The 25,876-nt window shown below is 73.6% G+C and carries 30 protein-coding genes; 14 read left to right on the top strand and 16 right to left on the bottom strand.

The window, feature by feature from the left end; translation table 11 throughout:
• The first annotated feature begins 84 nt into the window (after positions 1–84).
• Together ACIGXJ_RS36185 and ACIGXJ_RS36180 are read left to right on the top strand one after the other, a co-directional pair.
• Positions 85–822, top strand: a complete 738-nt coding sequence (locus ACIGXJ_RS36185; RefSeq protein WP_399654903.1) for a PIG-L deacetylase family protein — start codon at positions 85–87, stop codon at positions 820–822.
• A gap of 40 nt (positions 823–862) precedes the next feature.
• Positions 863–1,759: a sigma-70 family RNA polymerase sigma factor gene (locus tag ACIGXJ_RS36180; RefSeq protein WP_399654900.1), complete on the top strand. Its 897-nt coding sequence runs from the start codon at positions 863–865 to the stop codon at positions 1,757–1,759.
• Between the two features lie 7 nt (positions 1,760–1,766).
• Here the strand turns inward: ACIGXJ_RS36180 and ACIGXJ_RS36175 are convergent, their stop codons facing one another.
• Together ACIGXJ_RS36175 and ACIGXJ_RS36170 are read right to left on the bottom strand one after the other, a co-directional pair.
• On the bottom strand, positions 1,767–1,955 hold the full coding sequence (locus ACIGXJ_RS36175; RefSeq protein WP_399654897.1) for a DUF5999 family protein: 189 nt from the start codon (positions 1,953–1,955) through the stop codon (positions 1,767–1,769).
• A 110-nt stretch (positions 1,956–2,065) separates the two neighbouring features.
• The gene (locus ACIGXJ_RS36170; protein WP_399654894.1) at positions 2,066–3,556 is read right to left on the bottom strand and encodes a cytochrome P450; all 1,491 of its coding nucleotides are present in this window, start codon (positions 3,554–3,556) and stop codon (positions 2,066–2,068) included.
• A 107-nt stretch (positions 3,557–3,663) separates the two neighbouring features.
• Between ACIGXJ_RS36170 and ACIGXJ_RS36165 the strand changes: the two genes are divergently transcribed.
• Together ACIGXJ_RS36165 and ACIGXJ_RS36160 are read left to right on the top strand one after the other, a co-directional pair.
• Positions 3,664–4,272: a TetR/AcrR family transcriptional regulator gene (locus ACIGXJ_RS36165; RefSeq protein WP_399654891.1), complete on the top strand. Its 609-nt coding sequence runs from the start codon at positions 3,664–3,666 to the stop codon at positions 4,270–4,272.
• Between the two features lie 61 nt (positions 4,273–4,333).
• Positions 4,334–5,053 (top strand): DUF2470 domain-containing protein, encoded by a 720-nt coding sequence (locus tag ACIGXJ_RS36160; protein ID WP_399654887.1) that lies wholly within the window; start codon positions 4,334–4,336, stop codon positions 5,051–5,053.
• Here ACIGXJ_RS36160 and ACIGXJ_RS36155 read toward each other — a convergent pair.
• From ACIGXJ_RS36155 to ACIGXJ_RS36140, 4 genes are all read right to left on the bottom strand, one after another.
• The gene (locus ACIGXJ_RS36155; RefSeq protein ID WP_399654884.1) at positions 5,021–6,187 is read right to left on the bottom strand and encodes a lactonase family protein; all 1,167 of its coding nucleotides are present in this window, start codon (positions 6,185–6,187) and stop codon (positions 5,021–5,023) included. The two genes, ACIGXJ_RS36160 and ACIGXJ_RS36155, sit on opposite strands and share 33 nt — an antisense overlap.
• A 459-nt stretch (positions 6,188–6,646) precedes the next feature.
• On the bottom strand, positions 6,647–7,699 hold the full coding sequence (locus ACIGXJ_RS36150; protein WP_399654881.1) for a hypothetical protein: 1,053 nt from the start codon (positions 7,697–7,699) through the stop codon (positions 6,647–6,649).
• 32 nt (positions 7,700–7,731) lie between these two features.
• A complete protein-coding gene (locus ACIGXJ_RS36145; protein WP_399654878.1) occupies positions 7,732–8,976 on the bottom strand; it encodes an aromatic acid exporter family protein in 1,245 nt (414 codons plus the stop codon).
• Between the two features lie 41 nt (positions 8,977–9,017).
• On the bottom strand, positions 9,018–9,512 hold the full coding sequence (locus ACIGXJ_RS36140) for an FBP domain-containing protein (protein WP_399654875.1): 495 nt from the start codon (positions 9,510–9,512) through the stop codon (positions 9,018–9,020).
• Between the two features lie 273 nt (positions 9,513–9,785).
• On the opposite strand from ACIGXJ_RS36140, the gene ACIGXJ_RS36135 reads away from it, so the two are divergent.
• Together ACIGXJ_RS36135 and ACIGXJ_RS36130 are read left to right on the top strand one after the other, a co-directional pair.
• Positions 9,786–11,075: an ROK family protein gene (locus ACIGXJ_RS36135; protein WP_399654872.1), complete on the top strand. Its 1,290-nt coding sequence runs from the start codon at positions 9,786–9,788 to the stop codon at positions 11,073–11,075.
• Between the two features lie 71 nt (positions 11,076–11,146).
• Positions 11,147–11,389, top strand: coding sequence for a hypothetical protein (locus ACIGXJ_RS36130; RefSeq protein ID WP_399654869.1), 243 nt, complete (start codon positions 11,147–11,149; stop codon positions 11,387–11,389).
• Between the two features lie 114 nt (positions 11,390–11,503).
• Here the strand turns inward: ACIGXJ_RS36130 and ACIGXJ_RS36125 are convergent, their stop codons facing one another.
• The 3 genes from ACIGXJ_RS36125 to ACIGXJ_RS36115 form a co-directional block, all read right to left on the bottom strand.
• A complete protein-coding gene (locus ACIGXJ_RS36125) occupies positions 11,504–12,532 on the bottom strand; it encodes an SDR family oxidoreductase (protein WP_399654866.1) in 1,029 nt (342 codons plus the stop codon).
• A gap of 103 nt (positions 12,533–12,635) precedes the next feature.
• A complete protein-coding gene (locus ACIGXJ_RS36120) occupies positions 12,636–13,607 on the bottom strand; it encodes an SDR family NAD(P)-dependent oxidoreductase (RefSeq protein ID WP_399654864.1) in 972 nt (323 codons plus the stop codon).
• A gap of 313 nt (positions 13,608–13,920) precedes the next feature.
• Complete coding sequence (locus ACIGXJ_RS36115; RefSeq protein ID WP_399654861.1) at positions 13,921–14,955, bottom strand: PHP domain-containing protein; 1,035 nt, start codon at positions 14,953–14,955, stop codon at positions 13,921–13,923.
• 155 nt (positions 14,956–15,110) lie between these two features.
• Here ACIGXJ_RS36115 and ACIGXJ_RS36110 point away from each other — a divergent pair, with 155 nt between their 5' ends.
• Entirely contained in the window at positions 15,111–15,347 is a 237-nt protein-coding gene (locus ACIGXJ_RS36110) for a hypothetical protein (protein ID WP_399654858.1), read from the top strand.
• On the opposite strand, the gene ACIGXJ_RS36105 is transcribed toward ACIGXJ_RS36110, so the two are convergent.
• The 3 genes from ACIGXJ_RS36105 to ACIGXJ_RS36095 all read right to left on the bottom strand — a co-directional run bounded on the left by ACIGXJ_RS36105 (position 15,328) and on the right by ACIGXJ_RS36095 (position 17,254).
• A complete protein-coding gene (locus tag ACIGXJ_RS36105) occupies positions 15,328–15,882 on the bottom strand; it encodes a VanZ family protein (RefSeq protein WP_399654855.1) in 555 nt (184 codons plus the stop codon). The two genes, ACIGXJ_RS36110 and ACIGXJ_RS36105, sit on opposite strands and share 20 nt — an antisense overlap.
• Before the next feature lie 221 nt (positions 15,883–16,103).
• Positions 16,104–16,766 carry a DUF4230 domain-containing protein gene (locus ACIGXJ_RS36100; RefSeq protein ID WP_399654852.1) on the bottom strand — a complete coding sequence of 221 codons (663 nt, stop codon included), beginning with the start codon at positions 16,764–16,766 and terminating at the stop codon, positions 16,104–16,106.
• 107 nt (positions 16,767–16,873) lie between these two features.
• Positions 16,874–17,254: an anti-sigma factor antagonist gene (locus ACIGXJ_RS36095; RefSeq protein ID WP_399654849.1), complete on the bottom strand. Its 381-nt coding sequence runs from the start codon at positions 17,252–17,254 to the stop codon at positions 16,874–16,876.
• 238 nt (positions 17,255–17,492) lie between these two features.
• Here ACIGXJ_RS36095 and ACIGXJ_RS36090 point away from each other — a divergent pair, with 238 nt between their 5' ends.
• The gene (locus tag ACIGXJ_RS36090) at positions 17,493–18,350 is read left to right on the top strand and encodes a hypothetical protein (protein ID WP_399654846.1); all 858 of its coding nucleotides are present in this window, start codon (positions 17,493–17,495) and stop codon (positions 18,348–18,350) included.
• A 367-nt stretch (positions 18,351–18,717) separates the two neighbouring features.
• Positions 18,718–19,110, top strand: coding sequence for a VOC family protein (locus tag ACIGXJ_RS36085; protein WP_399654844.1), 393 nt, complete (start codon positions 18,718–18,720; stop codon positions 19,108–19,110).
• Between the two features lie 128 nt (positions 19,111–19,238).
• Here ACIGXJ_RS36085 and ACIGXJ_RS36080 read toward each other — a convergent pair whose 3' ends face one another.
• Together ACIGXJ_RS36080 and ACIGXJ_RS36075 are read right to left on the bottom strand one after the other, a co-directional pair.
• Positions 19,239–19,544, bottom strand: coding sequence for a DUF4235 domain-containing protein (locus tag ACIGXJ_RS36080; protein WP_399654841.1), 306 nt, complete (start codon positions 19,542–19,544; stop codon positions 19,239–19,241).
• A 22-nt stretch (positions 19,545–19,566) separates the two neighbouring features.
• Entirely contained in the window at positions 19,567–20,571 is a 1,005-nt protein-coding gene (locus ACIGXJ_RS36075; RefSeq protein ID WP_399654838.1) for a glutathione S-transferase family protein, read from the bottom strand.
• Between the two features lie 100 nt (positions 20,572–20,671).
• Between ACIGXJ_RS36075 and ACIGXJ_RS36070 the strand changes: the two genes are divergently transcribed.
• Positions 20,672–21,694 carry a cation diffusion facilitator family transporter gene (locus ACIGXJ_RS36070; protein ID WP_399654835.1) on the top strand — a complete coding sequence of 341 codons (1,023 nt, stop codon included), beginning with the start codon at positions 20,672–20,674 and terminating at the stop codon, positions 21,692–21,694.
• Between the two features lie 66 nt (positions 21,695–21,760).
• Here the strand turns inward: ACIGXJ_RS36070 and ACIGXJ_RS36065 are convergent, their stop codons facing one another.
• A complete protein-coding gene (locus ACIGXJ_RS36065; protein WP_399654831.1) occupies positions 21,761–22,213 on the bottom strand; it encodes a nitroreductase family deazaflavin-dependent oxidoreductase in 453 nt (150 codons plus the stop codon).
• Positions 22,214–22,447: 234 nt separating this feature from the next.
• On the opposite strand from ACIGXJ_RS36065, the gene ACIGXJ_RS36060 reads away from it, so the two are divergent.
• Positions 22,448–22,879 (top strand): nuclear transport factor 2 family protein, encoded by a 432-nt coding sequence (locus ACIGXJ_RS36060; RefSeq protein WP_399654828.1) that lies wholly within the window; start codon positions 22,448–22,450, stop codon positions 22,877–22,879.
• A gap of 65 nt (positions 22,880–22,944) precedes the next feature.
• Here ACIGXJ_RS36060 and ACIGXJ_RS36055 read toward each other — a convergent pair whose 3' ends face one another.
• Complete coding sequence (locus ACIGXJ_RS36055) at positions 22,945–23,508, bottom strand: TetR/AcrR family transcriptional regulator (protein WP_399654825.1); 564 nt, start codon at positions 23,506–23,508, stop codon at positions 22,945–22,947.
• 92 nt (positions 23,509–23,600) lie between these two features.
• Here ACIGXJ_RS36055 and ACIGXJ_RS36050 point away from each other — a divergent pair, with 92 nt between their 5' ends.
• The 3 genes from ACIGXJ_RS36050 to ACIGXJ_RS36040 are packed head-to-tail and all read left to right on the top strand — an operon-like array spanning position 23,601 to position 25,620.
• Positions 23,601–24,059 (top strand): DUF1348 family protein, encoded by a 459-nt coding sequence (locus ACIGXJ_RS36050; protein WP_399654822.1) that lies wholly within the window; start codon positions 23,601–23,603, stop codon positions 24,057–24,059.
• A gap of 9 nt (positions 24,060–24,068) precedes the next feature.
• Positions 24,069–24,602, top strand: a complete 534-nt coding sequence (locus ACIGXJ_RS36045) for a flavoprotein (RefSeq protein WP_399654819.1) — start codon at positions 24,069–24,071, stop codon at positions 24,600–24,602.
• Positions 24,603–24,651: 49 nt separating this feature from the next.
• Positions 24,652–25,620 (top strand): aldo/keto reductase, encoded by a 969-nt coding sequence (locus ACIGXJ_RS36040; protein WP_399654816.1) that lies wholly within the window; start codon positions 24,652–24,654, stop codon positions 25,618–25,620.
• The last annotated feature ends 256 nt before the right edge of the window (positions 25,621–25,876 follow it).

Below are 25,876 nucleotides of genomic sequence, written 5' to 3'. Positions count from 1 at the left end.
CGGGGGCGCGGGGGACTGCGCGACCAGCCACAACCAACCGGTGTCCGGCACAGGACAGTTACCCTACGGCGCTACTCTGCGCACATGACAGTGATCAACCAGCTCCAGCCGATGCCCGAGGACTGGACCCGCGCCCTCGCAGTGGTCGCCCACCCCGACGACCTCGAGTACGGCTGCTCGGCCGCGGTGGCCCAGTGGACGGACGCCGGCCGCGAGGTCGTCTATGTCCTGGCGACCCGCGGAGAGGCCGGCATCGACACCCTGGAGCCGGAGAAGTGCGGTCCGCTGCGCGAACAGGAGCAGCGGGCCAGTGCCGCGGTCGTCGGCGTCGGCACGGTGGAGTTCCTGGACCACCGCGACGGCGTCGTCGAGTACGGCACGGCCCTGCGCAGGGACATCGCCGCGGCGATCCGCCGCCACCGCCCCGAGCTGGTGATCACCCTCAACCACCGCGACACCTGGGGCGGCACCGCCTGGAACACGCCCGACCACGTGGCCGTGGGACGCGCCACCCTGGACGCCGCGGCCGACGCGGGCAACCGCTGGATCTTCCCCGAGCTGGCCGAGCGGGGCCTGAAGCCCTGGAACGGCGTCCGCTGGGTCGCCGTAGCGGGATCGAGCAGCCCCACCCACGCCGTGGAGGCGACGGCGGGCCTGGAGCGGGCGGTGCGCTCGCTGCTCGAACACCGCAGTTACATCGAGGCGCTGACCGACGAGGACCCGGAGACGTACGTCCGGAACTTCCTCACGGGCAACGCCGAGGCGGCCGCCGCCCGGTTCGGTGACCGGCCCGCGGTGGCCTTCGAGCTGTTCGGCCGGTGATAATCCGCGTACATCTTGATCACGAACGGGGGGAACGGTCGTGCACGACAAGGACGTTCAGGCGGCGGCGTTCGAGGAGCACCGCGGTCGTCTGCGCGCGGTGGCCTACCGCATGCTCGGCTCGCTGGCCGAGGCGGACGACGCCGTGCAGGAGACCTGGCTGAAGTACCACGGGGCCGACGTCACCGAGGTGCGCAACCTCGGCGGCTGGCTGACGACCGTGATCAGCCGGACCTGCCTCAGCATGCTGCGCTCGCGCGCCTCGCGGCGTGAGCAGTCCATGGACGAGACGTTCGTGCCCGACCCCGTCGTGCGGCCGCTGTCGGAGATCGACCCGGAGCGGGAGGTCCTGCACGCCGACTCGGTGGGTCTGGCCCTGCTGGTGGTGCTGGAGAACCTGGAGCCCGCCGAGCGCCTGGCGTTCGTGCTGCACGACATGTTCGCCGTGCCGTTCGACGAGATCGCCCCGGTCGTGGAGCGCAGCCCGGACGCCACCCGGCAGCTCGCCAGCCGGGCCCGGCGGCGGGTGCGCGGGGCCTCCCCGTCCGCCGACCCGGACCTGGGCCGGCAGCGCAAGGTCCTGGACGCCTTCCTGGCGGCCGCGCGCGGCGGCGACTTCGACGCGCTGCTCGCCGTCCTCGACCCGGACGTCGTGCTGCGCGCCGACTCCGGCCCGCTGGTGCGCGGCGCGGCCGCGTCCAAGGTCGTGCGCGGCGCCCGGACGGTCGCGGAACAGGCGATCCTCTTCCGGCAGTTCGCGCCGAACGCGCGCCTTCTGCTGCTCAACGACGGGGTCGGGGTGGCCAATGTGGTGGACGGGCAGGTGATCTCCCTGATGGGCGTCACCGTCTCCGACGGCCGTATCTCCGAGATGTTCATCCTGGCCGACCCCGAGCGGCTCGCCCGCCTCGACATCCCTTCCTTCGCCCGGGACTGAGGGGGCGTCAGACGGACTCCGGGGTGCGGTGCGGGTCCACCACCCGCCCGTCCGGCAGGAGTTCACCTGTGTCGTCGAAGACGATCGTGCCGTTGCACAGCAGGCTCCAGCCCTGCTCGGGGCGGGCCGTGACGACGGCCGCGGTGTGGTGGTGCGGGCTCTCGGCGGTGGGGCAGGGCGGCTGATGGCTGCACATGACGTCGTCTCCTCGATCCGGTGGGACTCCAGCGGCGACCCGGTTCCTCACCCCAGTGGTAGCGGAGCTTGTTTTCGCCCGGATGAGAGGACCCCCACAAGTGGGGAGACTCAGCGGTGAGTTCGCGCCTCGGCGGGCGCCGGGCCCGCCGCCGGAGCGGTCCTCCTGCGCAGCCGCAGCCGTAGCCCCTCGGGCATCAGGGTGAGCCGCTCGGCGACCCGCAGCCGGTAACCGGGGTCGGGCACCAGCTCGTAGCGGCGCAGCAGCAGCCCGAGCACCAGCGTGGCCTCGTGCAGCGCGAACTGGCGCCCGATGCAGGCCCGCGCGCCCGTGCCGAAGGGCTTGAAGGTGTGCGGGGGACGCGCGCGTACGGCCGCGGCGTCGAAGCGGTCGGGGTCGAACCGCTCGGCGTCCGGCCCCCACGCCCGCGGATCGCGGTGCAGGGACCCGGTGAGCACCAGCGCCCACGCGCCGCGCCGCATCGGATACGTCCCCGCGAGTACGGTGTCCCGCCGGGCCTCGCGGGCGAACGCGGGCGCCGTCGGCCACAGCCGCAGCGACTCGTCCAGCACCCGGCGTACGTACCGCAGCCTGGCCACCTGCTCGTACCCGGGCGTCCCGGCGTCACCCCACACCCGGTCCACCTCCGCGCGGGCGCGGTCGGCGATCCGGGGGTGCAGGGCCAGGTAATGCAGGGCGAAGGACAGCGCGCCGGAGGTGGTCTCGTGGCCCGCGACCAGGAAGGTGATCACCTGGCGCCGGACGTTCTCCGCGGACAGCCGCTCACCGGTCCCGGGATGCGCGGTGTCGAGCATCCGGTCCAGCAGGTCGCCCCCGCCGCTCGCCCCGGACGCCCGCCGGGCCCGCACCAGATCGTCGACCGTGCGGTTCAGGTACGCGATGTCGGCGGCGTTGCGCCGCGCGGCCCGTCGGACGAGCAGCGGCGAGGGCACGGTGTTCAGCCGCTGGGCGTGACTGAGGGTGCCCACCATCGCGGTGACGAAGGGGTGCGGCCGGTCGCGTTCGAAGGAGCCGAAGTCATGGCCGAAGCCGGTGCGGGCGATCGTCTCCAGCGTCAGCTTGGTCATGTCCCCGGGCACGTCCACGGACTCCCCGGCGGCCGCTCGCGCGTCCCAGTGGCCCGTCAGCCGCGCGGCCACGTCCAGCATCATCGGGTGGTAGCCCGCCATCGCCTCGCGGCTGAAGCCGGGCGCGAGCACGTCGTGCGCCAACTGCCAGTTCGGCTCATGGTTGTACGCCGTGAACAGCCCGTCCCCGGCGACCGGCCGCAGGTTGGCTATGCCGAGCCCCACATGCTTGGCGAACCGCGACTCGTCCGCCAGCTCGGCGACCAGGTCCGCGCCCCACACGAACACGAACTCCCGGCCGAACGCCCGCCGCCGGAAGATCGGCCCCAGCTCGCGGCCGATGCGCGTCGAGTCCTGGAGCGGCGTGCGCGGGCCGACCCCGAGGACATCGCCCAGCAGGGGGAGCCGGCGGGGCGGGTGCGGGATGCGGTGCAGCTCGGGCCAGCCCTGCTCGGCGCTGCGGAATCCCCGGGGCAGCCCGTCCGGTCCCCGCTCGGTCGCCGTCTCCGCCATGACGCGATCTCCCTTGATCCAACGACAGGTCGAGCCTGTTGTACGCGGGTTCAACAGGGAGTCCAGTCTCGGCCCGTTGTTGAACCGACGTCAAGTAAAGTGCGGCCATGGCCGCGAACCAGGGTGAGCGAACACGTCGTCGGCTCAGCACCGAGGAGCGCCGGGAGCAGCTGCTGTCGGTCGGGGCGAGGCTGTTCTCGGAGAACCCTTACGACGACGTCTGGATCGAGCAGGTCGCCGAGATCGCCGGGGTCTCGCGCGGGCTGCTCTACCACTACTTCCCGGCCAAACGCGACTTCTTCGCGGCCGTGGTGGAGCGCGAGAGCGAGCGGATGCTGCGGATGACGGAGGCGGTGCCGGGGGTTCCGGTGCGGGAACAGCTCGGCGCGGGCCTGGACGCCTATCTGCGGTACGTGGAGTCCCATGCCCACGGCTACCGCGCCTTCCACCGCGCCGACGCCGCCGGTGACCAGGCGGTCCGCCGTGTCTACCGGCGCGCCCTCGCCGCGCAGGAGCGGCAGATCCTCGCCGCCCTCGCCGCCGACCCGGAGTTCGGTCCGGCCTTCGCGCAGCGCCCCGATCTGCCCCTGGCGGTGCGCGGCTGGCTCGCCTTCACCACGGCCGTCTGCCTGGAGTGGCTGCGCGGCGCGGAGCTCGGCCGGGAGCAGGTCCGGGACCTGTGCGCACGGGCGCTGCTGGGGGTGGTGAACGTCTGAGCGGGTTGGCGGGAGCCGTCATCTCCGATAGGTTAGGTGAGCCTTACCTAAGGAGGAATGTATGGGTGACCCCTGGACGGCCCTGCCCGGCGCGGCGGAGCAGGCGCGGTCGGTGCTCGCGACGGCTTGGTCGTGCGCGGTGACGGCGGACGGCGTCCGCGAGGAGTTCGCCGGCGCGCACACCGTCACCGACGACGGCCGGGTGGTGCTGCGGCTCCCGGACGACAGCTCCCTGCTCGCGGCCGCGCTCTGCGCGCCCCGCGGCGAGCCGTCCGCGGTCCTGGAGTTCGCCGACGTCGCCCCCGTCCCGGTACGCAGCCGGATCCGCGCCCGGCTGTGGATCGCCGGCTGGTTCACCCCCGAGGACGGCGGCCTCGCCCTGCGCCCCACCCGTGTCGTACTGCGCCGCCCCGCCGGTGCCGAGCTCGTCGACGCCGGAGAGTTCACGGCCGCGGCCCCCGACCCGCTGGCCGGCGCCGAGGCACATCTGCTGACCCACCTCGCCGACGCCCACCCGGACGCCGTCGAGCGCCTCACCCGCCTCGTCGGACCCGACAGTCTGCACGGCGCCGTCCGTGTCCGGCCTCTCGCGGTCGACCGGCACGGCCTCACCCTGCGCATCGAACGCGTCCGCGCCCACGGCGACGTACGCCTGCCCTTCCACGCCCCCGCCGACACCGTCGCCCAGCTCACCGAGCGCATGCACGTGCTGCTCGGCCAGGCCGCGGCCGCCGGCTGCCCACGCTCGCTACAGCGGCAGCGCGCAGACGGCGACCGCTGACGCGAACGGCCGCCCCGCGGGCCGCAGCGCGCCGCTCGCCGCGTCCACGTGGAACACGCTCACGGTCCCCGACCGCTGATTCGACGCGAACAGCAGCCGCCCGTCCGGCGACAGCGCCAGATGCCGCGGGAAGTCCCCGCCCACCGGCACGGTGTCCAGCAGCCTGAGCCGGGCGCCCTCCGCCTCCACCGCGTAGCGCGTGACGCTGTTGTCGCCCCGGTTCGCGAGATACGCGAACGCCCCGTCCGCGGAGACCACGAACTGCGCCGGATAACTGGTGCCCTCGCCCGTCCCTGTGGACTGCGGCTCACCGATCGTCAGCCGACCGGTCCCGCGGTCGTACGCGCACACGGCCACCGTGTTGTCCACCTCGTTCGCCAGGTACGCGTACCGGCCACCCGGATGGAAGGTCAGATGCCGGGGCCCCGCGCCCGGCCGGGTGTGCGCCTGCCCGATCTCCGCCAGCGTGCCCCTGCGCAGGTCCAGCCGGTAGCTGTAGACGGTGTCCGTGCCCAGGTCCACGGCGAGGACCGTCTCGGGATCGGGCCCGGTGACGAACTGGTGGGCGTGCGGGCCCTCCTGCCCGGGCCCGGGCGCGGGGCGGGTGTGCGTGACGACGTCGGTGCGCTCACCGAGCGCGCCCGAGGCGTCGACGGGATGCACGGCCACGCTGCCCGAGCCGTAGTTCGCGCTCAGCAGCCAGCGCCCGCCCGGATGCACCGACACATGACACGGCCCCGCCCCGCCCGTGCCCCGACTGCCCAGCACCTTCCGGTCCGCGAGGCGCACCGCGGTCACCGTGCCGCGCTCACGCTCGTTCACGGCGTACAGCGTGCGCCCGTCCGGGTGCACCGCGAGATACGACGGGTCGGCGACACCCGGGATGGTCCCGGCCTGGCGCACCCGCCCGCTGCGCGGGTCGTACGAGGCCACCCCGATGCCCCGGCCGCCCCCCTCGGCGGAGGTGTACGTGCCGAGGTAGAGGGGGCGGGGACCGGCCGGCGCCGGACTCGACGAGCTCGGCGTACGTGTGGTCGCGGGACCCGCCGTGGGCGGCGCCGGACTGCCGCCGCACCCCGCCAGCGGAAGGACCGCCGCGGCCGCAAGGAACCCCCGCCGGCTCCAGTCACCCATACCTCGCACCCCGGTTCGTCGCCCGTGTCCCAGAGGCCACCATGACGCGGAGGCCCGACCACAGCCAAACCGGACCGGTCACCCGGCCCAGGGAAAACACCCCGGCGGAGCCCGACGGGGCAGGTCGCCGGCACGTCGTGGGTCGTCGTGGTCCTCGGGTTCGCCCGTCCGGTCGGCGGGTCCGGTGGGCACCTGATCGGGCCGGTCGCCGGCCCGTCATGGGTCACCGTGGTCCTCGGGCTCGCCCGTCCGGTCGCGGCGGGGCCGAGTGGGTCCCGCCCGTGCCGTCGTCGGCGCGTCACGGGTCGCCGTGGTCCTCGGGTGCGCCTCTGCGGTCGGCGGATCCGGGTGGGCAACCGACCGGACCCGTCGCCGGCACGTCACCGTTCGCCGTCGTCCACGGGCTCGCCCATCCGGTCAGCCGGTCCGGGCGGGCACCGGGCCTGCCGGCCGGCTTCCTCACCAGTCGCCGTCCTCCACCGGCTTGCCCGGGGCGTCGCCGAGGGGCTTGACCTGGTGGGGGGAGGGCGGCTGCCACGGCTCGTGGTCGTCGCCCAGCCAGTCGCCGACCGGCTTGACCGATGCCAGGGTGTCCGCCGGGGCCAGGTCCTGGGCCTCGTCGTCGTAGTAGTCGAACCAGGGCAGGCCCGCGCGGGTGTACGCCGCGCGGTCGACCGGCGACGGCGGCGGCTCCTCGCCGGTGATGCGGCGCCACTCCGGGGGAGTCACCAGGTGGACGAAGACCCGGCCGGAGGCCTCAGTGGACCAGTCCGACAGGGGGCGGTCGTCCGCGAAGACCTGCTGTCGCATCGAGCCGCCCACACCGAGGCCCATCGCCGCCGCCCGGCGCGGGCGTCCCGCCGGAGCCGAGGCCGGTGCGGCCGGTGCGCCCATCAGCGCGGGGCCGCCGAAGGCCGCGCCCGGCTGGGCCGGCCCGTTCGGCGGGATCCCGGCGGCGTACGCGGGCCGTGCGTCACGCCATGCGGCGAGCGGGCCCTCGGCCAGCGGGAACGCCCGCAGCTGCACCCCGCCCCAGACCTCCTCGCCGGTGACCTGCCCCTCGACGGTCGCGCCGAGGCCCAGCGGTACGGCGACGAACTGGCGGACCGTGGCCTTGCCGGAGTTGATGCCGTCCAGCCACGGCTGGCGCGGCAGCACCAGGTAGTTCTGCGGGTCCCGGACCAGCCGGTCGCTCCACGGCTTGCCCGACACCGCGCACACCTTGCCCACCCCGACCTGCAGCGCGGCCGGCTCGGTCGTACCCGCGAAGCTCAGCCACATCGCCTCGCGCAGGTACACCGGCAGCATCACACCGCCGCGCGCCAGCCAGTCGGCGGGCACGGTGTCGGGGTAGTCGCCGACGCGGCGCAGCGGGAACTCGCCGAGGCCCGGCGGCAGCCGGTGCGTGCCCGTCTCGGGCAGCCGCAGGGTGCGGATGAAACGCACCGCCACCCCGCCCGGAAGCCGCAGTGTGTTCCCGTCGATCCGCACGCCGCCGCCCGTGCCGCTCATACACGCTCCCCTGCTCGCCCTGGTGCTCGTCGTCAGGAAGAACGCCTGCGGCCGGCCCGCCGGTTCCACCGCGGCAGCTGCAGCCGCTCGCGCAGCCAGGTCAGCCACGGCCGCCGTTCGCGCTGCTCGCGGGAGACGCGGTCCAGCTCCTCCAGGAGACGGCGCGAGCGGTGCTCGGTGTCCATCTCGTCCAGGATCCGGTTGACCTCGGTGAGCACGGCCCCGCGCAGCTGCCACTGCGCCGCGTCCAGGCGTACGTCGTCCAGCAGCAGGCCGGCGAGCTTGTCGCGGGTCGTGGCGGCCTGCCGCAGCTGCGCGGTGAGGCGCTCCTCCGCGGACTCGGCGTTCTCGCTGACATGGGTGGTGACCAGCACGGCGAAACTGACCACCGCGTCGGCGATCTCCGAGAGCAGCTGCTCGATGACCGCTCCGGTCTCCTCGCGGAACAGCGGCTCCGGCTCGCGTTCCTTGGCGAGGTCGGTGAGGGTCCGGGCGAGCACGCGCAGGACGACCGTGACGATCTCCAGCGTGTCCAGGCCGGTGCGCAGCACGATCCGGTGCAGCAGGCCCTCGCGGACGCGCGGGTTGAGCCGCAGGCTGTCCTCGGCCTGCCGCAGGGCCGCGTCCACGCCGACGATGTCGTGGTCCAACTGGCGTGCCTCGTGCAGCCGGGCCGCCGCGCGCAGGAACGGGGTGCGGCCCGCGGCCTGCTCGCCGAGACGCAGCATCAGCTGGCGGACCCGGCGGGCCAGCCCTTCGATGGACTCGCCCGCCTCGCCGACCCATACCGGTGGGGGCAGCAGCACATTGATGGAGAGCCCCACGACCGCGCCGATCAGCGTCTCCAGGACCCGCGCCCAGGCGTAGTCGCCGACCGCGGTGACGCCGAGCACCAGCATGGCGCTGATCGCCACCTCGGGGACGTACTCGTCGACTCTGACCAGATGGCCCACGGCCAGCGACGCCACGATCAGCAGTGCCAGGCTCCACCAGGTCAGGCCGACCAGAAGGCTGAACGCGATGGCCACCAGGACGCCCGCGACCACGGAGTTCACCCGGCGGATGCCGTTGGTGAGGGTGGCGTAGAGGGTGACCTGGACGACCAGCAGCGCGGTCAGGGGAGCGGTGAGCGGGGCCGCCTCCGGACTGAGGTGCAGTGCGACGACGTAGGCGATCGTCGCCGCGGCCGAGGACCGCAGCGCTTGCACCACCACCGGTTCCCTGCGCCGCCTCGCCATACGCACGAGGGGCGCCGGCCACTCACGTACCACGCGCATCTTTAGGCCTGTTCCCCATCAAGAGGCAGGTCGAACGCCTCTCATCCGTACAGCTTGTCGAGGAAGGCGTAAAGGTTCCCCCTCGTCCGGGCGATCTGTTCCTCGACCGTCAGTGTCTCCTTGATGCGCGGTCCGGACTCCGGGAGCTTCTTGCCGCGTACGTACAGGGAGCATGCCAGGTCGGTGCACATGTACAGCCCGACGGAGTTCCCCTCCCGGCCGGCCACGCCCGCCTTGCGTGCCGTCATCAGTGACACGCCGTTGCCGGGGTGCACGGTCAGGCACAGCGAGCACATGCTCCGGTGCAGGAAGCCGCGGTGCGAGGACGGGAACCGCAGCGAGACGCCCGTCAGCCGCCCCTCCCGCTCGGAGACCAGATAGCTGCGGTCCGGCGCCCCCGGATCGCGCCACCCGAGGAAGTCGAGATCCTCCCAGGGGAGCGACTCCAGCTCCCGCGGCACCGCCAGCCGCTTCGCCTCGCCCTTCGAGCAGTTCACGAACGAGTTGCGGATGTCCTGCTCGGTGAGTGACCTCATGACACGCCTCCGGAAACCTAAACCTTTTAGGGACTCACCTAGGGTAGGCAGCCAAGGGGAGGGGATCCAATGGATTTCCCGGGTCCGCGATTGCCGGGAAGGCGCCGCGCGGCAGCCGTACGCGGGGCAGGATCGGAGGGCGGTGTGGCACCCGCCGGTGCGAGGGAAGGGTGCCCGGCTTTGCTCATAGCATGAATTAAGGGCTGTCGAATGTCGCGCGGCGGCCCGTCGCGAGGGTATGTTGCAGGTCGGGCAGGGGGCGGAAGGAGCCACATGGCGGGGCGCAACGGGCGTACGGTACGGGATCTGCGGCGGGCCAACCGCGCGGCCGTCCTGCAACGGCTCTACTTCGACGGACCGCTCAGCCGCTTCGAACTCGGCCCGGCCACCGGCCTGAGCTCCGGCTCCGTCAGCAACGTCGTCGCGGACCTGCTCGCCGACGGCCTCGTCGAGGAGGCCGGCAGCGTCGACTCCGACGGCGGCCGCCCGCGCACCCTGCTGCGCGTGGCACCCGGCAGCGGCCACATGATCGGCGTCGACGTGGGGGAGACCCGGGTCCGGGTCGAGCTGTTCGACCTCACCCTGACCGAACTCGCCCGCACCCAGCGCCCCCTCGCCCCCCAGCGGTACGACGTCGACGTGGTCGCCGGACACATCCGCGACGGCATCGACGAGGTCCTGGCCGAGGCCGGCATCGCCCCCGACCGGCTCCTCGGCGTCGGTATCGGCGTCCCCGGCATCGTCGAGCGAACCCCCTCCCAGGGCGCCGTCGTGTACGGCCAGACCATCGGCTGGGACGCGGTCCCGCTGGAGGCTCTGCTGCGCGAGGGCTCCCGGCTTCCGGAGACCGTCTCCTTCTTCATCGACAACGGCGCCCGCACCCTCGGCCAGGCCGAGATGTGGTTCGGCGGCGGCCGAGGCGCCCGCAACGCCGTCGTCGTCCTCTTCGGCTCCGGCGTCGGCGCCTGCCTCGTCACCCCCGAGGTGGAGCACAGCCGGGCCGTCGAGTGGGGCCATCTGACCGTACGGGTCCGGGGCCGGCGCTGCCGGTGCGGTGCGCTCGGCTGCCTGGAGGCCTACGCCGGCGCCGAGTCGCTGCTGGAGCGCTGGCGCGAGGCGGGCGGGCTTCCGCCCGAGGGCGCCGACGAGGAGACCGCTCTCACCGCCATGCTCGCCGCCGCCTACCCGCCCGAGGGCACCGAGCCCGACCCGGTCGCGGTGGGCGTGCTGGAGGAGACCGCCGAGTACCTGGGCGCCGGCCTGTCCGACCTCATCAACCTCTTCCAGCCCGAGCGCATCCTGATCGGCGGCTGGGCCGGCCTCCAGCTCGGCCCGCACTTCCTTCCCTCGGTCCGCCGGCACGCCGTCTCCTACGCGCTGCGCCACCCCGCAGAGAAGGTCACCGTCGACCTCGGCCGGCTCGGCCCCGACGCGGTCACCGTGGGCGCCGCGATCCTCCCGCTCGCCGACTTCTTCGCCGCCGGCGGCCGACGCCGCGAGCCCACCCCCGAGGAGCCCGCCCCGGCCTGGCGCGCGGCCCTGGAGGAGCGGGCCCTGCACTGATCGCGTTTCACCCGGTACGGCCCGCGGTACCCGCGAGGGGCTCGCAGGACGCCGGGCGAAAGGAGCACGCCATGGACGACCACCGGCAGGAGGCCCCGGGCGGCAACGGCACGCCGGTGCCCCACGACATGCAGGACCAGGAGGCCGCGGCCGGCACCGACGACCGCTGGGACGCGCGGCCCGACCCCGACCCGGCCGGCACCCCCGACGAGGAGGTCCCGGACACCGACGAGGCCGGCACCGGCCGCAGGGGCGCCCCCCACGCCGCCGGCACCCACCCGGACCAGCCGGTCCCGGACGAGCCGTCGGCGTAGCGGAACAGGGACGGCGCACCCACGCAGGACCACGACGCGGGAACGACGGAAGACGGCGAAGACGTGCCACTCCGGGCCGGGCTCCCTCACGAGAGCCCGGCCCGAGGCGTTCCGTCAGCCCACCTTCCGCCCCCGCAGCGGCACCGTGTCCGCGCCCGCTCCCTGCCTGAGCCCCTGCAGGAACTCCTCGATCGTCTCGGTGGCGGTGCGCCGCGGCTCCCAGCCCAGCTCGGTGCGCGCACGGGTGGAGTCCATCAGCGGCAGCCGCAGGACCGCGTCGAAGAGGTGCGGCGAGGCCGGCAGCAGCCGTACGCCCCACGCGGCGGCGATGGCCGAGCGGGCGGCCGTACGGGAGAGCCGTACCGGGCGGGCGCCGAACATCTCGCCGAGCAGCTCCGCGTCCACCGGCGGGTCCGCAGCCAGATTGAACGCCCCGCGGACGTCCCTGTGCACCGCGAGCCGGTACGCCTCGGCCGCGTCGTCGGTGTGCAGCGCCTGCACCCGCAGCCCCGGGATGTCGGGCAGGAACGGCAGCAGGTCGGGACGGGCCAGCGGACCCGGCAGGAAACGCCCGCCGAAGATGCGCCGCTGCTCGCTGGCCGCCTCCCGCTTGAACAGGAACGCGGGCCGCATCCGCACCACCCGCACCCCGGGATGCTCCCCCTCGAACGCGTCCAGCGCCCGTTCCAGATACGCCTTCTCCCGGCAGTACGCGGCGTCCGGCCAGCCGTGCGTCGGCCATGACTCGTCGACCGGGCGGTCCTTGGGGCCGGGCGAGTACGCGCCGACCGACGAGGCGTGCACCAGCACCGGCACCCCGGCCGCCGCCACGGCCTCGAACACCCGGATGGAGCCCAGCACGTTCGTCCGCCAGGTCTTCGCCGGGTCGTGGGTGGGCTGGAACGCCCAGGCCAGATGGATCACCGCGGACGCGCCCGCGAACTCCTCCGCCAGGTCCGTCCCCTCGTCGGCCAGGTCGACCGTCGACCACTCGGTCTTGGGGGGCGACCAGTCGGGAAGCCGGCGCGCGAGCCCGCGCACCGACTCCACCTGCGGATCCTCCGCGAGCAGGCGCACCACGCTCGTGCCCACGTTCCCCGTGGCCCCGGTGATGACGATCCTGCTGCCCGCTGTGCTGCTCACTGTCGGCTCCTCTCGGCCGTCGGCTCGGCGGGGACACCGAGTACCCGGCCAGAGCGCACCGAACGCGGACAGCTGCGCGGCGGGGCGGTCAGCGGCCCGCCCGTCAGGCGAAGGCGTTCACGCCCGTCAGTTCGGCCGACACGGTCCACAGCCGGGCCGCCTGCTCCGGGTCGACCGCCCAGTCCTTGACGCCGACCGGCCGTGAGCCGTCCGCGGGCGCCGGACCGGCGATGTCGCAGTCCTCCAGATAGACGCCGCCCATGCCGTCCAGCTGGGGCGAGGTCGCGGCCCACACCTGGGTCGCGGCGCCCTGCGGCGGGGTCTTGAAGGCGTCGGGGTCGAGCAGGTTGCCCTCCGCGTCGATCCAGCCGCGGTCGATCATCTCCTGCTGCGGCAGATAGCGCTGGAGCGGGGTGAGGATGCCGCCGGGGTGGAGGGAGAAGGCCCGGACGCCCCGGTCGCGGGCGAGCCGGTCCAGGTGCACGGCGAACAGCACGTTGGCGGTCTTGGCCTGGCCGTAGGCGCCCCACTTGTCGTAGCCCTCGCGCCAGTCGAGGTCGTGGAAGCGGATCGGGGAGAAGTGGTGGGCGAGGGAGGACACGGACACCACCCGGGCGCCGCCCGGCTCGATCGCCGGCCACAGCCGGTTGACGAGGGCGAAGTGCCCGAGGTGGTTGGTGGCGAACTGCAGCTCCCGTCCCGGCCCCACCCGGGTCTCCGGGCACGCCATGATCCCGGCGCTGTTGATCACCATGTCCAGGACGCGGCCGGAGGCCAGGAACCGCTCGGCGAAGGCGCTCACGCTCTCCAGGTCCGCGAGGTCCAGCGCCGCCACCTCGACCCCGTCGAGCCCGGCGAGGTTCTCCCGGGCCTGCTCGGGGCGGCGGGCCGGGACGACGACCCGGGCCCCGGCCCGCACGAGGGCGCGGGTGGTCTCCAGGCCGATGCCCGAGTAGCCGCCCGTCACGAGCGCGAGCCGGCCGCTGAGGTCGATGCCCTTCAGGACGTCGTCGGCGGTGCTGCGGGCGCCGAATCCGGAGTCGATGCCGTGTTGCGGGGTGATCGCTGAGGTCATGCCGGAACGCTACGGATTGGAGCGCGCTCGAAGTCAAGCCGCACCGGCCGACTCCGGCGACTGCGTCACCCGGCCGGGCACGGCAGTGGAAAGCCCCGGCCGCGACGGGGGAATCACGGCCGGGGCGGCTCTGTGGTGGGTGCGGACGGCGGTCGCCTCTCGGCGAAAGGCTCCACAAGGCTTCAGCCGGACGATCGTCCTTGTGGGCAAGAGGTGAGGCCCGGGGACACTGTCCCATCCGCACCCACGGTCTGTTCAACGGACAACCACCCCTCGGTGTTCCGGAGAAAGCCGACATCCCGGGTGATCCCCGTCACTGCGGCCGGACCGCCCCCGACCGCGTCCACTCCAGCAGCCTCTCCGCGGGCCAGGTGGTCACCACCCGCTCCGCGGGCACCCCGCACTCCTCCGCCCGCGCGCAGCCGAGGATCTGCCAGTCCAGCTGGCCCGGCGCGTGCGCGTCGGTGTCGATCGAGAACAGCACGCCCGCGTCCACGGCCTGCCGCAGCAGCCGCCGCGGCGGGTCCAGCCGCTCGGGCCGGCTGTTGATCTCCACCGCCGTACCGGCCTCGGCGCACGCGGCGAACACCTCCTGCGCGTCGAACTCCGACTCGGGCCGTCCCCGTCCGGTCACCAGCCGCCCGGTGCAGTGCCCGAGGACGTCCGTGTGCGGATCGGTGACGGCCCGCACCATCCGGCGGGTCATCGCGCGGGCGTCCATGCGCAGCTTGGAGTGCACGGAGACGACGACCACGTCGAGCCGGTCGAGCAGCTCCGGGTCCTGGTCCAGCGAGCCGTCCTCCAGGATGTCGCACTCGATGCCGGTCAGCAGCCGGAACGGCGCCCAGGTCCGGTTCAGCTCGGCCACCACCTCCAGCTGCTCGCGCAGCCGCTCGGCGGACAGCCCGCGCGCCACCGTCAGACGCGGCGAGTGGTCGGTCAGGACGGCCCACTCGTGGCCGAGCGCGGCCGCGGCCCGGCCCATCTCCTCGATCGGGCTGCCGCCGTCCGACCAGTCGGAGTGCAGATGGCAGTCACCGCGCAGCAGCGCCCGCAGCCCGGCACCCGCCCGGCCGGGCGCCGCCGAGGCCTCGACGGCCTCCTCCTCCAGCTTCACCAGATAGCCCGGCACCTGCCCGGCCAGCGCCTCCCGCACCACCTGGGCCGTCTTCGGTCCGACGCCCTTGAGCGACTCCAGCGTGCCCGCCCGCGCCCGCTGCCGTACGTCCTCCGGCCCCAGCGCGTCCAGCGTCCGGGCCGCCGTACGGAAGGCGCGTACCCGGTACGAGGGCGCGAGGGACCGCTCCAGCAGGAACGCGATCCGCTCCAGTGCCTGTACGGGATCCATGGCCACCTCCTCCTCCAGGGTTGCCCGGCCCCGGGCGGACCGCACCCGTTCGCGGGCCGGGGCGCCAGGACCGTCGGCTCCGAGGCTCAGGCCGATGGCGGGGGAGGTGTACCAGAATCGGCCATGGTGGCCGAATCCGCTCTACTCTCTATGACATGACCGAAATCGCGAGCCCCCACATCTCCCGTCCGCGGATCATGGTGCTCGGTGTCCAGCCGGGCACGCCGCCGTTCCGGATCGTGGAGATCGACGGAGAGGTGGTCGGTGAGGCCCGGGCCGTCACCGACGTGCTGGAGGCGGCCGCCGCCTTCGGCATCACGGTCCACGACCTGGACGACCCCGACGTGGTCCGCTGGGTCGGCGGCGACAAGTTCACCTGGACACGTCACTAGCGGCTGTCCGCGGACGCCGCCGCCGCGCGTGCACGGCCCGACCCAGCCGGCGTCCGAGCAGCAGGTGGCCGATGAGCGCGCCCGCGGTGTTCAGCAGGACGTCGTCGATGTCGAAGGCGCGCCCGGTGACCACGGCGCCCTGTGCCAGCTCCACCAGCAGCATGACCGTCGCGGTGAGCAGCAGCACGCGCAGCAGTCCGCGCGCGTGCGGCGCGAGCACCGGCACCAGCACACCGAACGGCACCCCCAGCAGCACGTTCCCGCCGATCTGCCGCAGCGCCTCGCCCGCCCGGGCGTGGTCGAGGTAGGCCCGCAGCGAGCGGCCCGGGTGCAGGTTGCTGTGCGTCAGCGCCTCCGAGGCCGGGGACGGCTCCAGGGTGAGCCGCGCCAGGACCACCGCGAAGGCCACCATGCACACGAACGCGAGCAGCATCGCCAGCAGCCGTATCGGCCACGGCAGGGGGTGCGTCTCGCGCGGCGGTTCAGTGGTGCGCGGACGCGCTCGCAGACGTAGCGGCAGAACAGCACGCGACATGGGTCCTCCTGCCCTCAACTTCCGTGCGTGCTGGGCCGGTTACCCACGGCACGCGGGCTCATGCCGTGGCCCGGGCGCACGCCGTTCTCCTGACCGCGGCGCGCGGGTCACCCTTCCCGCAGCGGCCCGTGCGCGGGAAGGGTGAAGGCGGCCCTGTTCCCCGACCGCTGCGCAGCGTCGGCCGGCACGCGCCGCACGGCCGCGCCCGTCGATCTGACGGGTCAGGGCCCGTAGGTGACGCGTACCTCGCTGAAGCCGAGGGAGTGCAGCAGCCCCTCCAGCATGTCGGTCGTGTTGCGTTCGGCACGTGCCGTCAGGCCGCTCTCCTTCGCCGCGTCCGCGATGTGCCGCACCGCGAGCTGCTGCACGGCCTGTTCGCCGTTGGGGTTGTCGGAGAACAGGTCGCCGAGCCGGTCCAGCAGGCCGCGCTGCTTGGACACGGCGTAGGAGCGGTCCGGGTCGAGGGCGGGCTTGCCGAGGGCGGCGTGCGGCAGGTGCAGGGTGGCCGAGGTGCGGTCCCCGTCGACCTGGACGTCGTCCGCGCCGACCCTGCCGAGATCGACGTAGGCGTCGACCGAGCCGGCGCCGACGTACAGCGTGCGCGTGCCGCGGATCGCGTCCGGCAGGAACCGCGTGTCCTTCTCCAGGTCCACGACCACCTGGAAGTTGCCCGAGGCGGCCTCGTAGCGGCTGATGTCCTTGATGGACTCCAGCAGGGCGGGGCCCGACCGGTCCCGGGTCTCGGTGCCGAAGACGTCCTTGAGTACGGGCAGCGCGCTCAGCGCGAGTCCGGCGGCCAGCAGCGCGAGCACCAGCACCACGGTGCCGGCCGCCCAGGCCCAGCCCCACCGGCGGCGGGGCGCGTGTTCAGGGGTGGTCGTCACAGGGGGCCTCCTTCCCTCCCTTCTCCCGGATGCCCGCCATCGGCCGTGGCAGACAGGCGAGTCGGCGCGTCCGGCGGCCGGCGCGCACGGGAGGGCGGAGGGCCCGCTCATAAGGTGCCGGAGGCGGTCTCCGTCTGCTCCAGGGCCGCCTCCAGCGTCGGCCGCGGAGGCAGCAGCCGGGCCATCCCGGTGACCCGCAGGACGCGCAGGGTCAGCGGGTCGGTGCACACCAGGTGCAGCAGGCCGTCCCCGTCGAGCACCCGGGTCCTCGCCCGCGCGAGCAGACGCAGTCCGGAGCAGTCGAAGAACTCGATGTGCCGGAGGTCGAGCACGACTCGGGCACCGGGCACTCCGGTGACGGCGTCCAGGTGCGGCAGGATCTCCGCCGCGGCGGCGATGTCGATCTCACCGCGGAACTCCAGGACGGTGTGGCCCCGTTCGGCCCGGACACGGAGATGCCCGGTGAGCGGCGCGGGATCCTGCTGCACGACGACTTCGCCTCCTGCCCGGGCGGTCCCAATTCCTCTTCCTGCCCCGCAAGTTACCCTCGAACGCATGTATTGCAGCATGTTCGATTGACATATGTCGTCGAATTGCGAGGGAGATCGCCCCCGGTGTTCGTCCGCGGTTCGCGACGGCCGCCGACGGGCCGGGACGCGGGTCGAACGCTTCCGGCCACTGCGGCGTCGTAGGAACGACACAGCGGCGCGGCGACAGGGGTGGGACATGCGGAGAGCGTTTCGGGCGGCGGGCACGGGACTGGTGCTGGCCGTCCCGGTGACGGGCCTGGTCACGGGGTGCGGGGCGGACGGCGAGGACGTCGTCGTCACCGGCACCCCGCCCGCCACGCCCTACCGCGGGCCGCTGCACGTTCCGGCCAGGGACCTCGACGGGGACGGCCCGCGGGCCCTGCGGATCGAGTCCGGGGCCGCGGGACGGGCGCTGGAGTGTGACGGGGAGATCTTCTCCGGCGGCGCGGGCGAGCGGTGGAGCGAGGGCGACGGCGGGGACACACCCGAGGAGGGTCTGGATGCCTACTTCGACATCGAGCAGCCGGAGGTCCCTCGCCACGGCTACCGGGTCGAGCGCGAGGAGGACGGCCGGGTGCTGTTCTCCCTCGACGTCGACGGCCGCACCAAGGTCGCCGTCGTGGTGGCCGAGGACCGTCCGCAGGCCCCCGGTTGGGGCCCGGAGACCAGCGCCGTCTGCGATCCCTCCGAACTCCCCGACAGCTATCTGGCGGACCGCCCCTACACCCTCTGGACCGACTCCGCCGGCCACCGCCTCCCCTACACGACCGTCCACAGCTACTCGGGCCCCGCCCACTGCGACTGGCAGTCCGCAGACTTCATCGCCCTCGGCCCCGACACCTACGCCCGCGACCCCCACACCGTCCTGCCGGAGGGCGCCCTCACCGCCCCCTACCTCCCGCGCACCCCCCTCCCCGCCGACGCCCGCCCCCTCGGCCACCACCACTCCGGTGACACCCTCTGGCGCACCCCCGACCCGGCCTACCTCTACGTCCGCACACCCGACGGCGTACAGGCCTGGCCGCGGGTGAGCGAGGATTTCGGATGCCGGTGAGAAGGGCACTGCGGGTGCGTCCGGCCGGCCTGCCCGTACGAATGGCCGAGAAGTGATCATCCGGCAGGCTGAACGCCGGGACGCACACGCGTTCCCGGCTCCGTCGAGGGCGGCCGACGGCTCGCCACGGCGGGGGAGGGACCGGACACCGCAACCGGTACCCCGCGCCGGTGCGTTCAGCTGGGGACGGGCCGACGTGCTCGCCGCCCGGAGAGCGTCTGCCGGCACGGCCGCAGGCGGTCCGAAGGCCCTGAGCCGACCGGCAGCGGGACGTGCCGCCGACCGACTGAAACCGCCGCCGGGGGATATCCGGGAGGGCAGGGCGCGACCGCGTCCGTCCCCCACCCATCCGAGGAGACGACCGCACATGGCAGCCGTGACCGCGGGCATCGTCGTGCTCGACTGTGCCGAACCTGAGAAACTCGCCGAGTTCTACAAGGAGTTACTGGCCGCCGAGGAGACCCACGCGACCGCGAACCGGGTCGAGATCCGCAGCGCCACCGGCACCCGGCTGGCCTTCCGACGCGATGTCAACGCCACCCCGCCGAGCTGGCCCCGCCCCGAGAACTCCCTCCAGGCACACCTGGAGTTCGAGGCGGACGACCTCGACGAGACCGAGCGCCGGATCGTGTCCCTCGGCGGCCGTCCCATCGACACCAAGGAACTCCCCGGCCCGCGCGAGGAGCGCGGCTACTCCGACCCCGCCGGCCACTCCTTCGTCCTGCGCCGCGTCCCGCCCACGGCCCCGAAGCAGGGCTAGGGCCTGTCGTTTGGATCATGTCGGCGTCGCGGGGTCTCGTGCGTGCGGCTGCCCGCGCCCCCTCAGGTACGTGCCTGAGGGGGCGCGGGCAGCCGCACGGTGACCGCGGGCCCGGCGAAGGGCGGCGTCTACGCGCGCCCCTCCTTGGGGTCGCCCGGCCAGACGCCGGTGGACCGCTCGATGGCCTTGGCCCCGCCCCGGTCCACCGCCGAGCGCACCGCCGCGAAGATCGCGCCCTGGATGGCGGCGGCGAGCAGGATCTCGCCCCAGCCGCGGTCGCGGTCCAGCGGGTCGGGGGCGTTGTCCTCGTGCCGCAGGGCCTTCCACGTCCGGCGGAAGGCGAGGCCGGACAGGGTACCGCCGGCATAGCCGAGGACGAAGCCGAGGGGCTTGTAGGCGAGCGGCAGCTTCTGCTTCTTCTGCTTCTTGGCCACGGAGGCTCCTTTCTGGGGTGGTTCAGGGCCGGCCGGCCGCGGGGACCTTCTCGGCGGCGGGGACCGGGCCGGGCGGTGTGCCGTCACCGAAGGGGCGTCCGCCCAGCTCCTGCCGGTGATGCGGAGTCAGCCAGCCGGACAGGTCCGGCCCGAGCGGCACGATGCGGGTCGGGTTGATGCCGGTGTGGACCTGGTAGTAGTGCCGTTTGATGTGGTCGAAGTCGACGGTGTCGCCGAAGCCGGGCGTCTGGAACAGGTCACGCGCGTAGGCCCACAGCACCGGGTTCTCCGCCAGCTTCCAGCGGTTGCACTTGAAGTGGCCGTGGTAGACCGCGTCGAACCGCACCAGCGTGGTGAACAGGCGGACGTCCGCCTCGGTGATCGTGTCGCCGACGAGGTAACGCTGCCGTTCCAGCCGCGCGGCGAGCAGCTCGAGCCGCCGGAACACTGCCGTGCAGGCGGACTCGTACTCCTCCTGCCCGGTGGCGAAACCGGCTCGGTAGACGCCGTTGTTGACGTCCTCGTAGACGTCGGCCATCACCGTGTCGATCTCGTCCCGCAGCCGCTCGGGGTACAGCTCAGGTGCCCCCTCGCGGTGCAGGGCCGTCCACTCGGTCGCGAGGTCCAGGGTGAGCTGCTGGTAGTCGTTGCCGACCAGCTTCCCGCTGGGCACGTCCACGAGCGCGGGCACGCTCACCCCGCCCGGGTGGCCGGCCTCCCGGCGGTCGTAGGCCTCGCTGAGGAAACGGATGCCGAGGACCGGGTCGCGTCCGTCCGGGTCGAGCGTGAAGCGCCAGCTGCGGTCGTCCTGGACCGGGTCCGCGATCGCCAGCGACAGCGCGTCCTCGAGCCCCAGCAGCCGCCGGGAGATCACCGCGCGGCTCGCCCACGGACAGGCGCGGCTCACCACCAGCCGGTAGCGGCCCGGCTCCACGGGCCAGCCGTCCCGGCCGTCCGCGGTGACCCGGTCGGTGAAGTGGCTCTTGGACCGCCGGAAGTCCCTTCTGCCGTACTCGCTGTTGCTCATCTCGGCCTTTCTCCCCGGCACACGGCTCCTGCCCGCCCCGGGTACCCCGTTTCGCCCCCGGCAACGGTGTGATCCGCACCCCGCGGGGCAAGCGGCGGGAGTGAGCGATACGTCCACGACAACGACCGCGTCCGCAACCGCATCCTCGACCGAGTCCACCGCCGCGTCCGAGGCCCGGAAGGCCGACCGCAGGACCCGCGTCACCGTGCTGGTGGCCCTCGCCGCCAACCTGGTGATCGCGGTCGCCAAGGTGGTGGGCGGCCTCGCCGCCGCCTCACCGGCGCTGCTGTCCGAGGCCGCGCACTCCGTGGCCGACAGCCTGAACGAGGTGTTCCTGCTCACCGCGCTGCGCCGCAGCCGCCGCCCCGCCGACCGGCGCCACCCCTTCGGCTACGGCAAGGAACGCTTCTTCTGGGCCCTCCTCGCGGCCGTCGGGATCTTCGTGACCGGCGGCTGCTTCTCGTTCCTCCAGGGCGTCGAGGCCCTGCGCGGCGGCTCCCGGCAGGACTTCGACGGCTACGCCGCCGGCATGATCGTCCTCGCCGTCGCGTTCGCCGCCGAGGGCGCCTCCCTGGTACGGGCCCTGTACCAGCTGCGCGTCCACGGCACGGCCGACGGCCTGCGCGACCCCGCCCTGCGCACGGTCGTCGCCGAGGACGGCACCGCGGTGGTCGGCGTGGTCCTCGCCCTCGCCGGGATGGCCCTGCACCGCGCCACCGGGCAGGCGGCGTGGGAGGGGGCGGCCTCGCTGGCCATCGGCGCGCTGCTCGTCCTCGTCGCGTTCCGGCTCGGCCGCGAAGCCCGCGACCGGCTGATCGGACAGGCCGCCGACCCGGAGGCGAGCGGCCGTATCCGCGCCCTGCTGGCGGCTCAGCCCGAGATCGACAGCGTGGAGGCCCTGTTCACCATGCAGACCGGCCTGGAATCGACGCTGGTGGCCGCCCGGGTCGATCTCATGCCGGGCATCGACAGCGAGCGCGTGGAGGAGGTCGCCGTGCGCATCAAGCGCTCGATCGCGCGGGCCGTGCCCGAGGCCGACCAGATCTTCCTCGACGTGACCGACCGGCGGGCCCGGGAGGCGTACGAGAGCCCCGCCGCGACGGGGGAACGCGGCGGGGCCTGACACCCGGATGCCCGGCACGGCGGCGTTCATGCGCGCCGCGCGCGGAAAACCACGGATCCGGCGTGATCAGTGCTGTCCGTCGACCGGTTCCAGCACGAAGACGGGGATCGTCCGGTCGGTGTTCCTCTGGTACTCGGCGTACTGGGGGAACGCCGCGACCGCCCGCTCCCACCACTCGTCCCGCTCGCGGCCGGTGACCTCGCGGGCCTTCATGTCCTGCCTGACCGTGCCGTCCTGCAGCTCGACGCGCGGGTCGGCCTTGAGGTTGGCGTACCAGACCGGGTTCTTCGGGGCGCCGCCCACCGAGGCGACGGCGGCGTAACTTCCCTCGTACTCGACCCGCATCAGGGGCGTCTTGCGCAGCTTGCCGCTCTTCGCGCCGACGCTGGTCAGGACGACCACCGGGAGCCCGGTGTCGAACAGGGTGGTGCCCTCGGTGCCGCCCGAGCCCTCGTACAGCTCCACCTGCTCGCGGACCCACTGGGTCGGGCTCGGTTCGTACTCGCCCTCAAGAGGCATGGAAACTCCGTCTCGTCGTCTGCCTGCACATGACCGGCGCCGTACGGAACAACCGCGGGCGCCGGAATCATCCCTACCGCGATGACCTTCGGCCGCGGCCGGTTTCGGCCACCGCCGCTGGCCGGGAGGACGCGGGGCACGGCGTGATTCCCACCGGCGTGATCGCGTCGTGCGGGCCGGTCGGGCACAGTCGTGATCCACCGCGTGCGACAGGCCGAAGGAGTGCGAACCCCCATGACCGCCACCCCCGAACCGGCGACCCGGTCCGTCGTCGGGGAACTCCTGCGCCGCATCGGGCAGGGCGACCCGGACCGCACCGCCGAGCTGTACGCCGAGCGCGTGGACTGGCGCCTCGACTGGCCGGAGGCCGAGCACGGGCGGGCCGCCACGCCGTGGATCAGACATCGCTCCACGCGCGCGGACGTGGCCGCGCACTACCGGGAGCTGACCGGGCACCATGTCGCCGAGCAGGCCGCGACACGCGTCGAGCGCATCCTCGTGGACGGGGCCGATGCGGTGGTCCTCGGTGAGATCCGGCAGACCTCCCGGGCGACGGGACGCGCTTACCGCGCGAGATTCGCGCTGCATCTGACCGTGGAGAACGGCCTGGTCGTGCGGCATCACGTCTACGAGGACTCGCTGGCGGTCGCGCAGGCGTTCGCCTAGCTGTCCGCAGGGCGCGGGCGCGGGCGCGCCGTGGTCTTCCGCGTCTCACGCGGGGGAGCCGCGTGTCACCCGCCGCTGCGCGCCCCCCGCAGCAGGGTCTTCGCGCAGTCCCTCGCGACCGCGGCAGGCTCCGCCGTGCCCGCGATGCCCGCCGTCACCATGGCGCCCTCCGCGAGGAGGAAGAGCTGGGGCGCCACGGCCTCCGGCAGGCCGGCGTCCTCCACCAGACCGGTCAGGTAGGCGCCGAACGCCTGCTTGTGCGCGCGCACCCGGTCCGCCACCGCGGGCGAGACCGCGCCCAGTTCGCCGTAGACGTTGATCCAGGCGCAGCCGCGGAAGCCGGGCTCGCGGAACCACAGTTCGAGCCAGTCGAAGACGGCGAGGAGACGGCGCTCCGGGTCGGAGGTGCGCTCGACATGGGTGGCGAGGCGGCCGCGCCAGCGGGTGTCGCGGCGCTCCAGACAGGCCACGACGAGCTGTTCCTTGGCCGGGAAGAGCTGGTAGAGGCGCTTGAGCGAGACCCCCGAGGCGGCGCGGACGTCGTCCATGCCGACCGCCTGCACCCCGCGCCCGTAGAAGAGGGCCTCCGCGGCGTCCAGGGCCTTCTCCCGGGCGGTCGCGCTGTCCATGGGGCACTCCTTGACGTGAGAACGAGCGTTCTCCTACGGTAGCAGCCAGCCGGAGAACGCTCGTTCTCCCTCAGTCCGCACCGGAGGACGCCATGACCGCCCGACCGCCCCTGCCGCCCTTCACCCGGGAGACCGCCGCGCAGAAGGTGCAGGCCGCCGAGGACGCCTGGAACACCCGCGACCCGCGCAAGGTCGCCCTCGCCTACTCGGAGGACTCGCTCTGGCGCAACCGCGACACCTTCCTCACCGGCCGCGCCGAGATCGTCAGCTTCCTGACCGCCAAGTGGGCGCGCGAGCGGCAGTACGCGCTGCGCAAGGACCTGTGGGCCTTCGACGGCAACCGCATCGCCGTCCGCTTCCAGTACGAGTCCCAGGACGCCGAGGGCCGCTGGTGGCGGTCGTACGGCAACGAGCTGTGGGAGTTCGACGAGCGGGGCCTGATGACCCGTCGGGAGGCGTCCATCGACGACGTGCCGATCGAGGAGGGCGAGCGCCGCATCCGGGGGCCGCGCCCGGATGCCGAACGCGGGCTGTCCTTCCCGCTCCAGTAAGGTCGTCGGGTGATCGGACAGTCCGGGGGGAAGCCCTTCCTCTACGTCGTCGTGTGCGCCGCGGGTATCGCCTCGGGCGTCACCGGGCTCGTGACCGCCGCGCAGGAGCGGGGCTGGGATGTCGGCGTCATCGCCACGCCCGTCGCGATGAACGGCTTCTTCGACGCCGACGCCGTCGAGGCCCTCACCGGCCGCCCGATCCGCTCGGCCTGGCGCTCACCCGCCGACCCGCGCCCCTTTCCGCCCCCGGACGCCGTGGTCGTCGCACCCGCCACCTTCAACACCGTCAACAAATGGGCCGCCGGGATCGCCGACACCCTCGCCCTGGGCACCCTCAGCGAGGCCTGCGGCCTGGGCGTCCCCGTCGCGGTCCTGCCCTGCGTGGCCGAGGCGCTCGCCGCCCACCCCGCCTACCAGGACAGCCTGATACGCCTGCGCGGCATGGGCGTGCGCTTCGGGGAGCCCTACTCCGGCGGACCCGGACCCGACGGCCGGCGCCCCGCGTTCCCCTGGGAGAGTGCACTGGACCTGCTCGGGCGGTGAACGCATAGGCTCCCTTCGAACATCCGTGCCGACGACGGGAGCAGCAACGATGCAGTACGTGAAGCTCGGTTCGACGGGCCTGGACGTGTCACGGATCTGTCTGGGCTGCATGACCTACGGCGTCCCCGACCGGGGCACCCACGAGTGGACGCTCGACGAGGAGGCGTCCCGGCCCCTGATCCGGCAGGCGCTGGAGGCCGGGATCACCTTCTTCGACACCGCGAACGTCTACTCCGACGGCACCAGCGAGGAGATCGTCGGCAGGGCGCTGCGCGACTTCGCACGCCGCGACGACATCGTGCTCGCCACCAAGGTGCACGGCCGCATGCGTCCCGGCCCCAACGGCGCCGGCCTGTCCCGCAAGGCGATCCTCACCGAGATCGACCACAGCCTCACCCGCCTCGGCACCGACTACGTCGACCTGTACCAGATCCACCGCTTCGACCCGCACACCCCGGCCGAGGAGACGATGGAGGCCCTGCACGACCTCGTGAAGGCCGGCAAGGTCCGCTACATCGGTGCGAGTTCGATGTACGCCTGGCAGTTCGCCAAGATGCAGCACACGGCCGAACTGCACGGCTGGACGAAGTTCGTCTCCATGCAGAACCACTACAACCTCCTCTACCGCGAGGAGGAGCGCGAGATGCTGCCCCTGTGCGCCGACCAGGGCGTCGGCGTCCTGCCCTGGAGCCCTCTCGCCCGAGGCCGCCTCACCCGCGACTGGGGCACGGTCACCGACCGCAGCACCACCGACGGTTTCGGCGCCACCCTCTACCAGGAGGGCGACCGCGCCGTCGTCGAAGCCGTCACCCGCATCGCCGAGTCCCGAGGCGTCCCCCGCGCCCAGGTCGCCCTCGCCTGGCTGCTGCACAAGGCCCCGGTCACGTCCCCGATCGTCGGCGCGGCCCAGCCCCAGCACATCGACGACGCCCTGGCGGCAACCGAACTCCACCTCACGGACAAGGAGTTGGAGGAACTGGAGCGCCCCTACGCCCCCCACCCGGTCGCCGGCCACTGAGGACGCCCTGCCGAGGCGTGGGAACGGCTCACTCCCTCGGCGCCCGCGCGGGTCGCCGTGCGCCACCTCACGACACCGCCGCCCCGGTCGAAGCCGCCGTCCGCACGGCACTGACGAACTGACCCGCCCCGAACCGGTGGCGGCCCGCCCCCCCCCGGCGCCCCCCCCCGAAACGGGCGGCGCCCAACCCCCCCCGTGCCCCCCCCACCGGTTGGCGGCCGCCCCGGGGGCGGGGCCCCCCCCCCGGGGGCGCGGG

The organism is Streptomyces sp. NPDC053367, from assembly GCF_044545925.1.
GTDB lineage: Bacteria > Actinomycetota > Actinomycetes > Streptomycetales > Streptomycetaceae > Streptomyces.
Note: the sequence above shows the minus strand (reverse complement) of the source record. Positions and strands in the feature narration are given on the sequence as shown.

Coding starts and splice junctions, on each gene's coding strand:
- ACIGXJ_RS36185 (WP_399654903.1), top strand. CDS start 85: ATGACAGTGATCAACCAGCTCCAGCCGATGCCCGAGGACTGGACCCGC.
- ACIGXJ_RS36175 (WP_399654897.1), bottom strand. CDS start 1,955: ATGTGCAGCCATCAGCCGCCCTGCCCCACCGCCGAGAGCCCGCACCAC.
- ACIGXJ_RS36170 (WP_399654894.1), bottom strand. CDS start 3,556: ATGGCGGAGACGGCGACCGAGCGGGGACCGGACGGGCTGCCCCGGGGA.
- ACIGXJ_RS36165 (WP_399654891.1), top strand. CDS start 3,664: ATGGCCGCGAACCAGGGTGAGCGAACACGTCGTCGGCTCAGCACCGAG.
- ACIGXJ_RS36160 (WP_399654887.1), top strand. CDS start 4,334: ATGGGTGACCCCTGGACGGCCCTGCCCGGCGCGGCGGAGCAGGCGCGG.
- ACIGXJ_RS36155 (WP_399654884.1), bottom strand. CDS start 6,187: ATGGGTGACTGGAGCCGGCGGGGGTTCCTTGCGGCCGCGGCGGTCCTT.
- ACIGXJ_RS36150 (WP_399654881.1), bottom strand. CDS start 7,699: ATGAGCGGCACGGGCGGCGGCGTGCGGATCGACGGGAACACACTGCGG.
- ACIGXJ_RS36145 (WP_399654878.1), bottom strand. CDS start 8,976: ATGCGCGTGGTACGTGAGTGGCCGGCGCCCCTCGTGCGTATGGCGAGG.
- ACIGXJ_RS36140 (WP_399654875.1), bottom strand. CDS start 9,512: ATGAGGTCACTCACCGAGCAGGACATCCGCAACTCGTTCGTGAACTGC.
- ACIGXJ_RS36135 (WP_399654872.1), top strand. CDS start 9,786: ATGGCGGGGCGCAACGGGCGTACGGTACGGGATCTGCGGCGGGCCAAC.
- ACIGXJ_RS36130 (WP_399654869.1), top strand. CDS start 11,147: ATGGACGACCACCGGCAGGAGGCCCCGGGCGGCAACGGCACGCCGGTG.
- ACIGXJ_RS36120 (WP_399654864.1), bottom strand. CDS start 13,607: ATGACCTCAGCGATCACCCCGCAACACGGCATCGACTCCGGATTCGGC.
- ACIGXJ_RS36115 (WP_399654861.1), bottom strand. CDS start 14,955: ATGGATCCCGTACAGGCACTGGAGCGGATCGCGTTCCTGCTGGAGCGG.
- ACIGXJ_RS36110 (WP_399654858.1), top strand. CDS start 15,111: ATGACCGAAATCGCGAGCCCCCACATCTCCCGTCCGCGGATCATGGTG.
- ACIGXJ_RS36105 (WP_399654855.1), bottom strand. CDS start 15,882: ATGTCGCGTGCTGTTCTGCCGCTACGTCTGCGAGCGCGTCCGCGCACC.
- ACIGXJ_RS36090 (WP_399654846.1), top strand. CDS start 17,493: ATGCGGAGAGCGTTTCGGGCGGCGGGCACGGGACTGGTGCTGGCCGTC.
- ACIGXJ_RS36085 (WP_399654844.1), top strand. CDS start 18,718: ATGGCAGCCGTGACCGCGGGCATCGTCGTGCTCGACTGTGCCGAACCT.
- ACIGXJ_RS36075 (WP_399654838.1), bottom strand. CDS start 20,571: ATGAGCAACAGCGAGTACGGCAGAAGGGACTTCCGGCGGTCCAAGAGC.
- ACIGXJ_RS36065 (WP_399654831.1), bottom strand. CDS start 22,213: ATGCCTCTTGAGGGCGAGTACGAACCGAGCCCGACCCAGTGGGTCCGC.
- ACIGXJ_RS36060 (WP_399654828.1), top strand. CDS start 22,448: ATGACCGCCACCCCCGAACCGGCGACCCGGTCCGTCGTCGGGGAACTC.
- ACIGXJ_RS36055 (WP_399654825.1), bottom strand. CDS start 23,508: ATGGACAGCGCGACCGCCCGGGAGAAGGCCCTGGACGCCGCGGAGGCC.
- ACIGXJ_RS36050 (WP_399654822.1), top strand. CDS start 23,601: ATGACCGCCCGACCGCCCCTGCCGCCCTTCACCCGGGAGACCGCCGCG.
- ACIGXJ_RS36040 (WP_399654816.1), top strand. CDS start 24,652: ATGCAGTACGTGAAGCTCGGTTCGACGGGCCTGGACGTGTCACGGATC.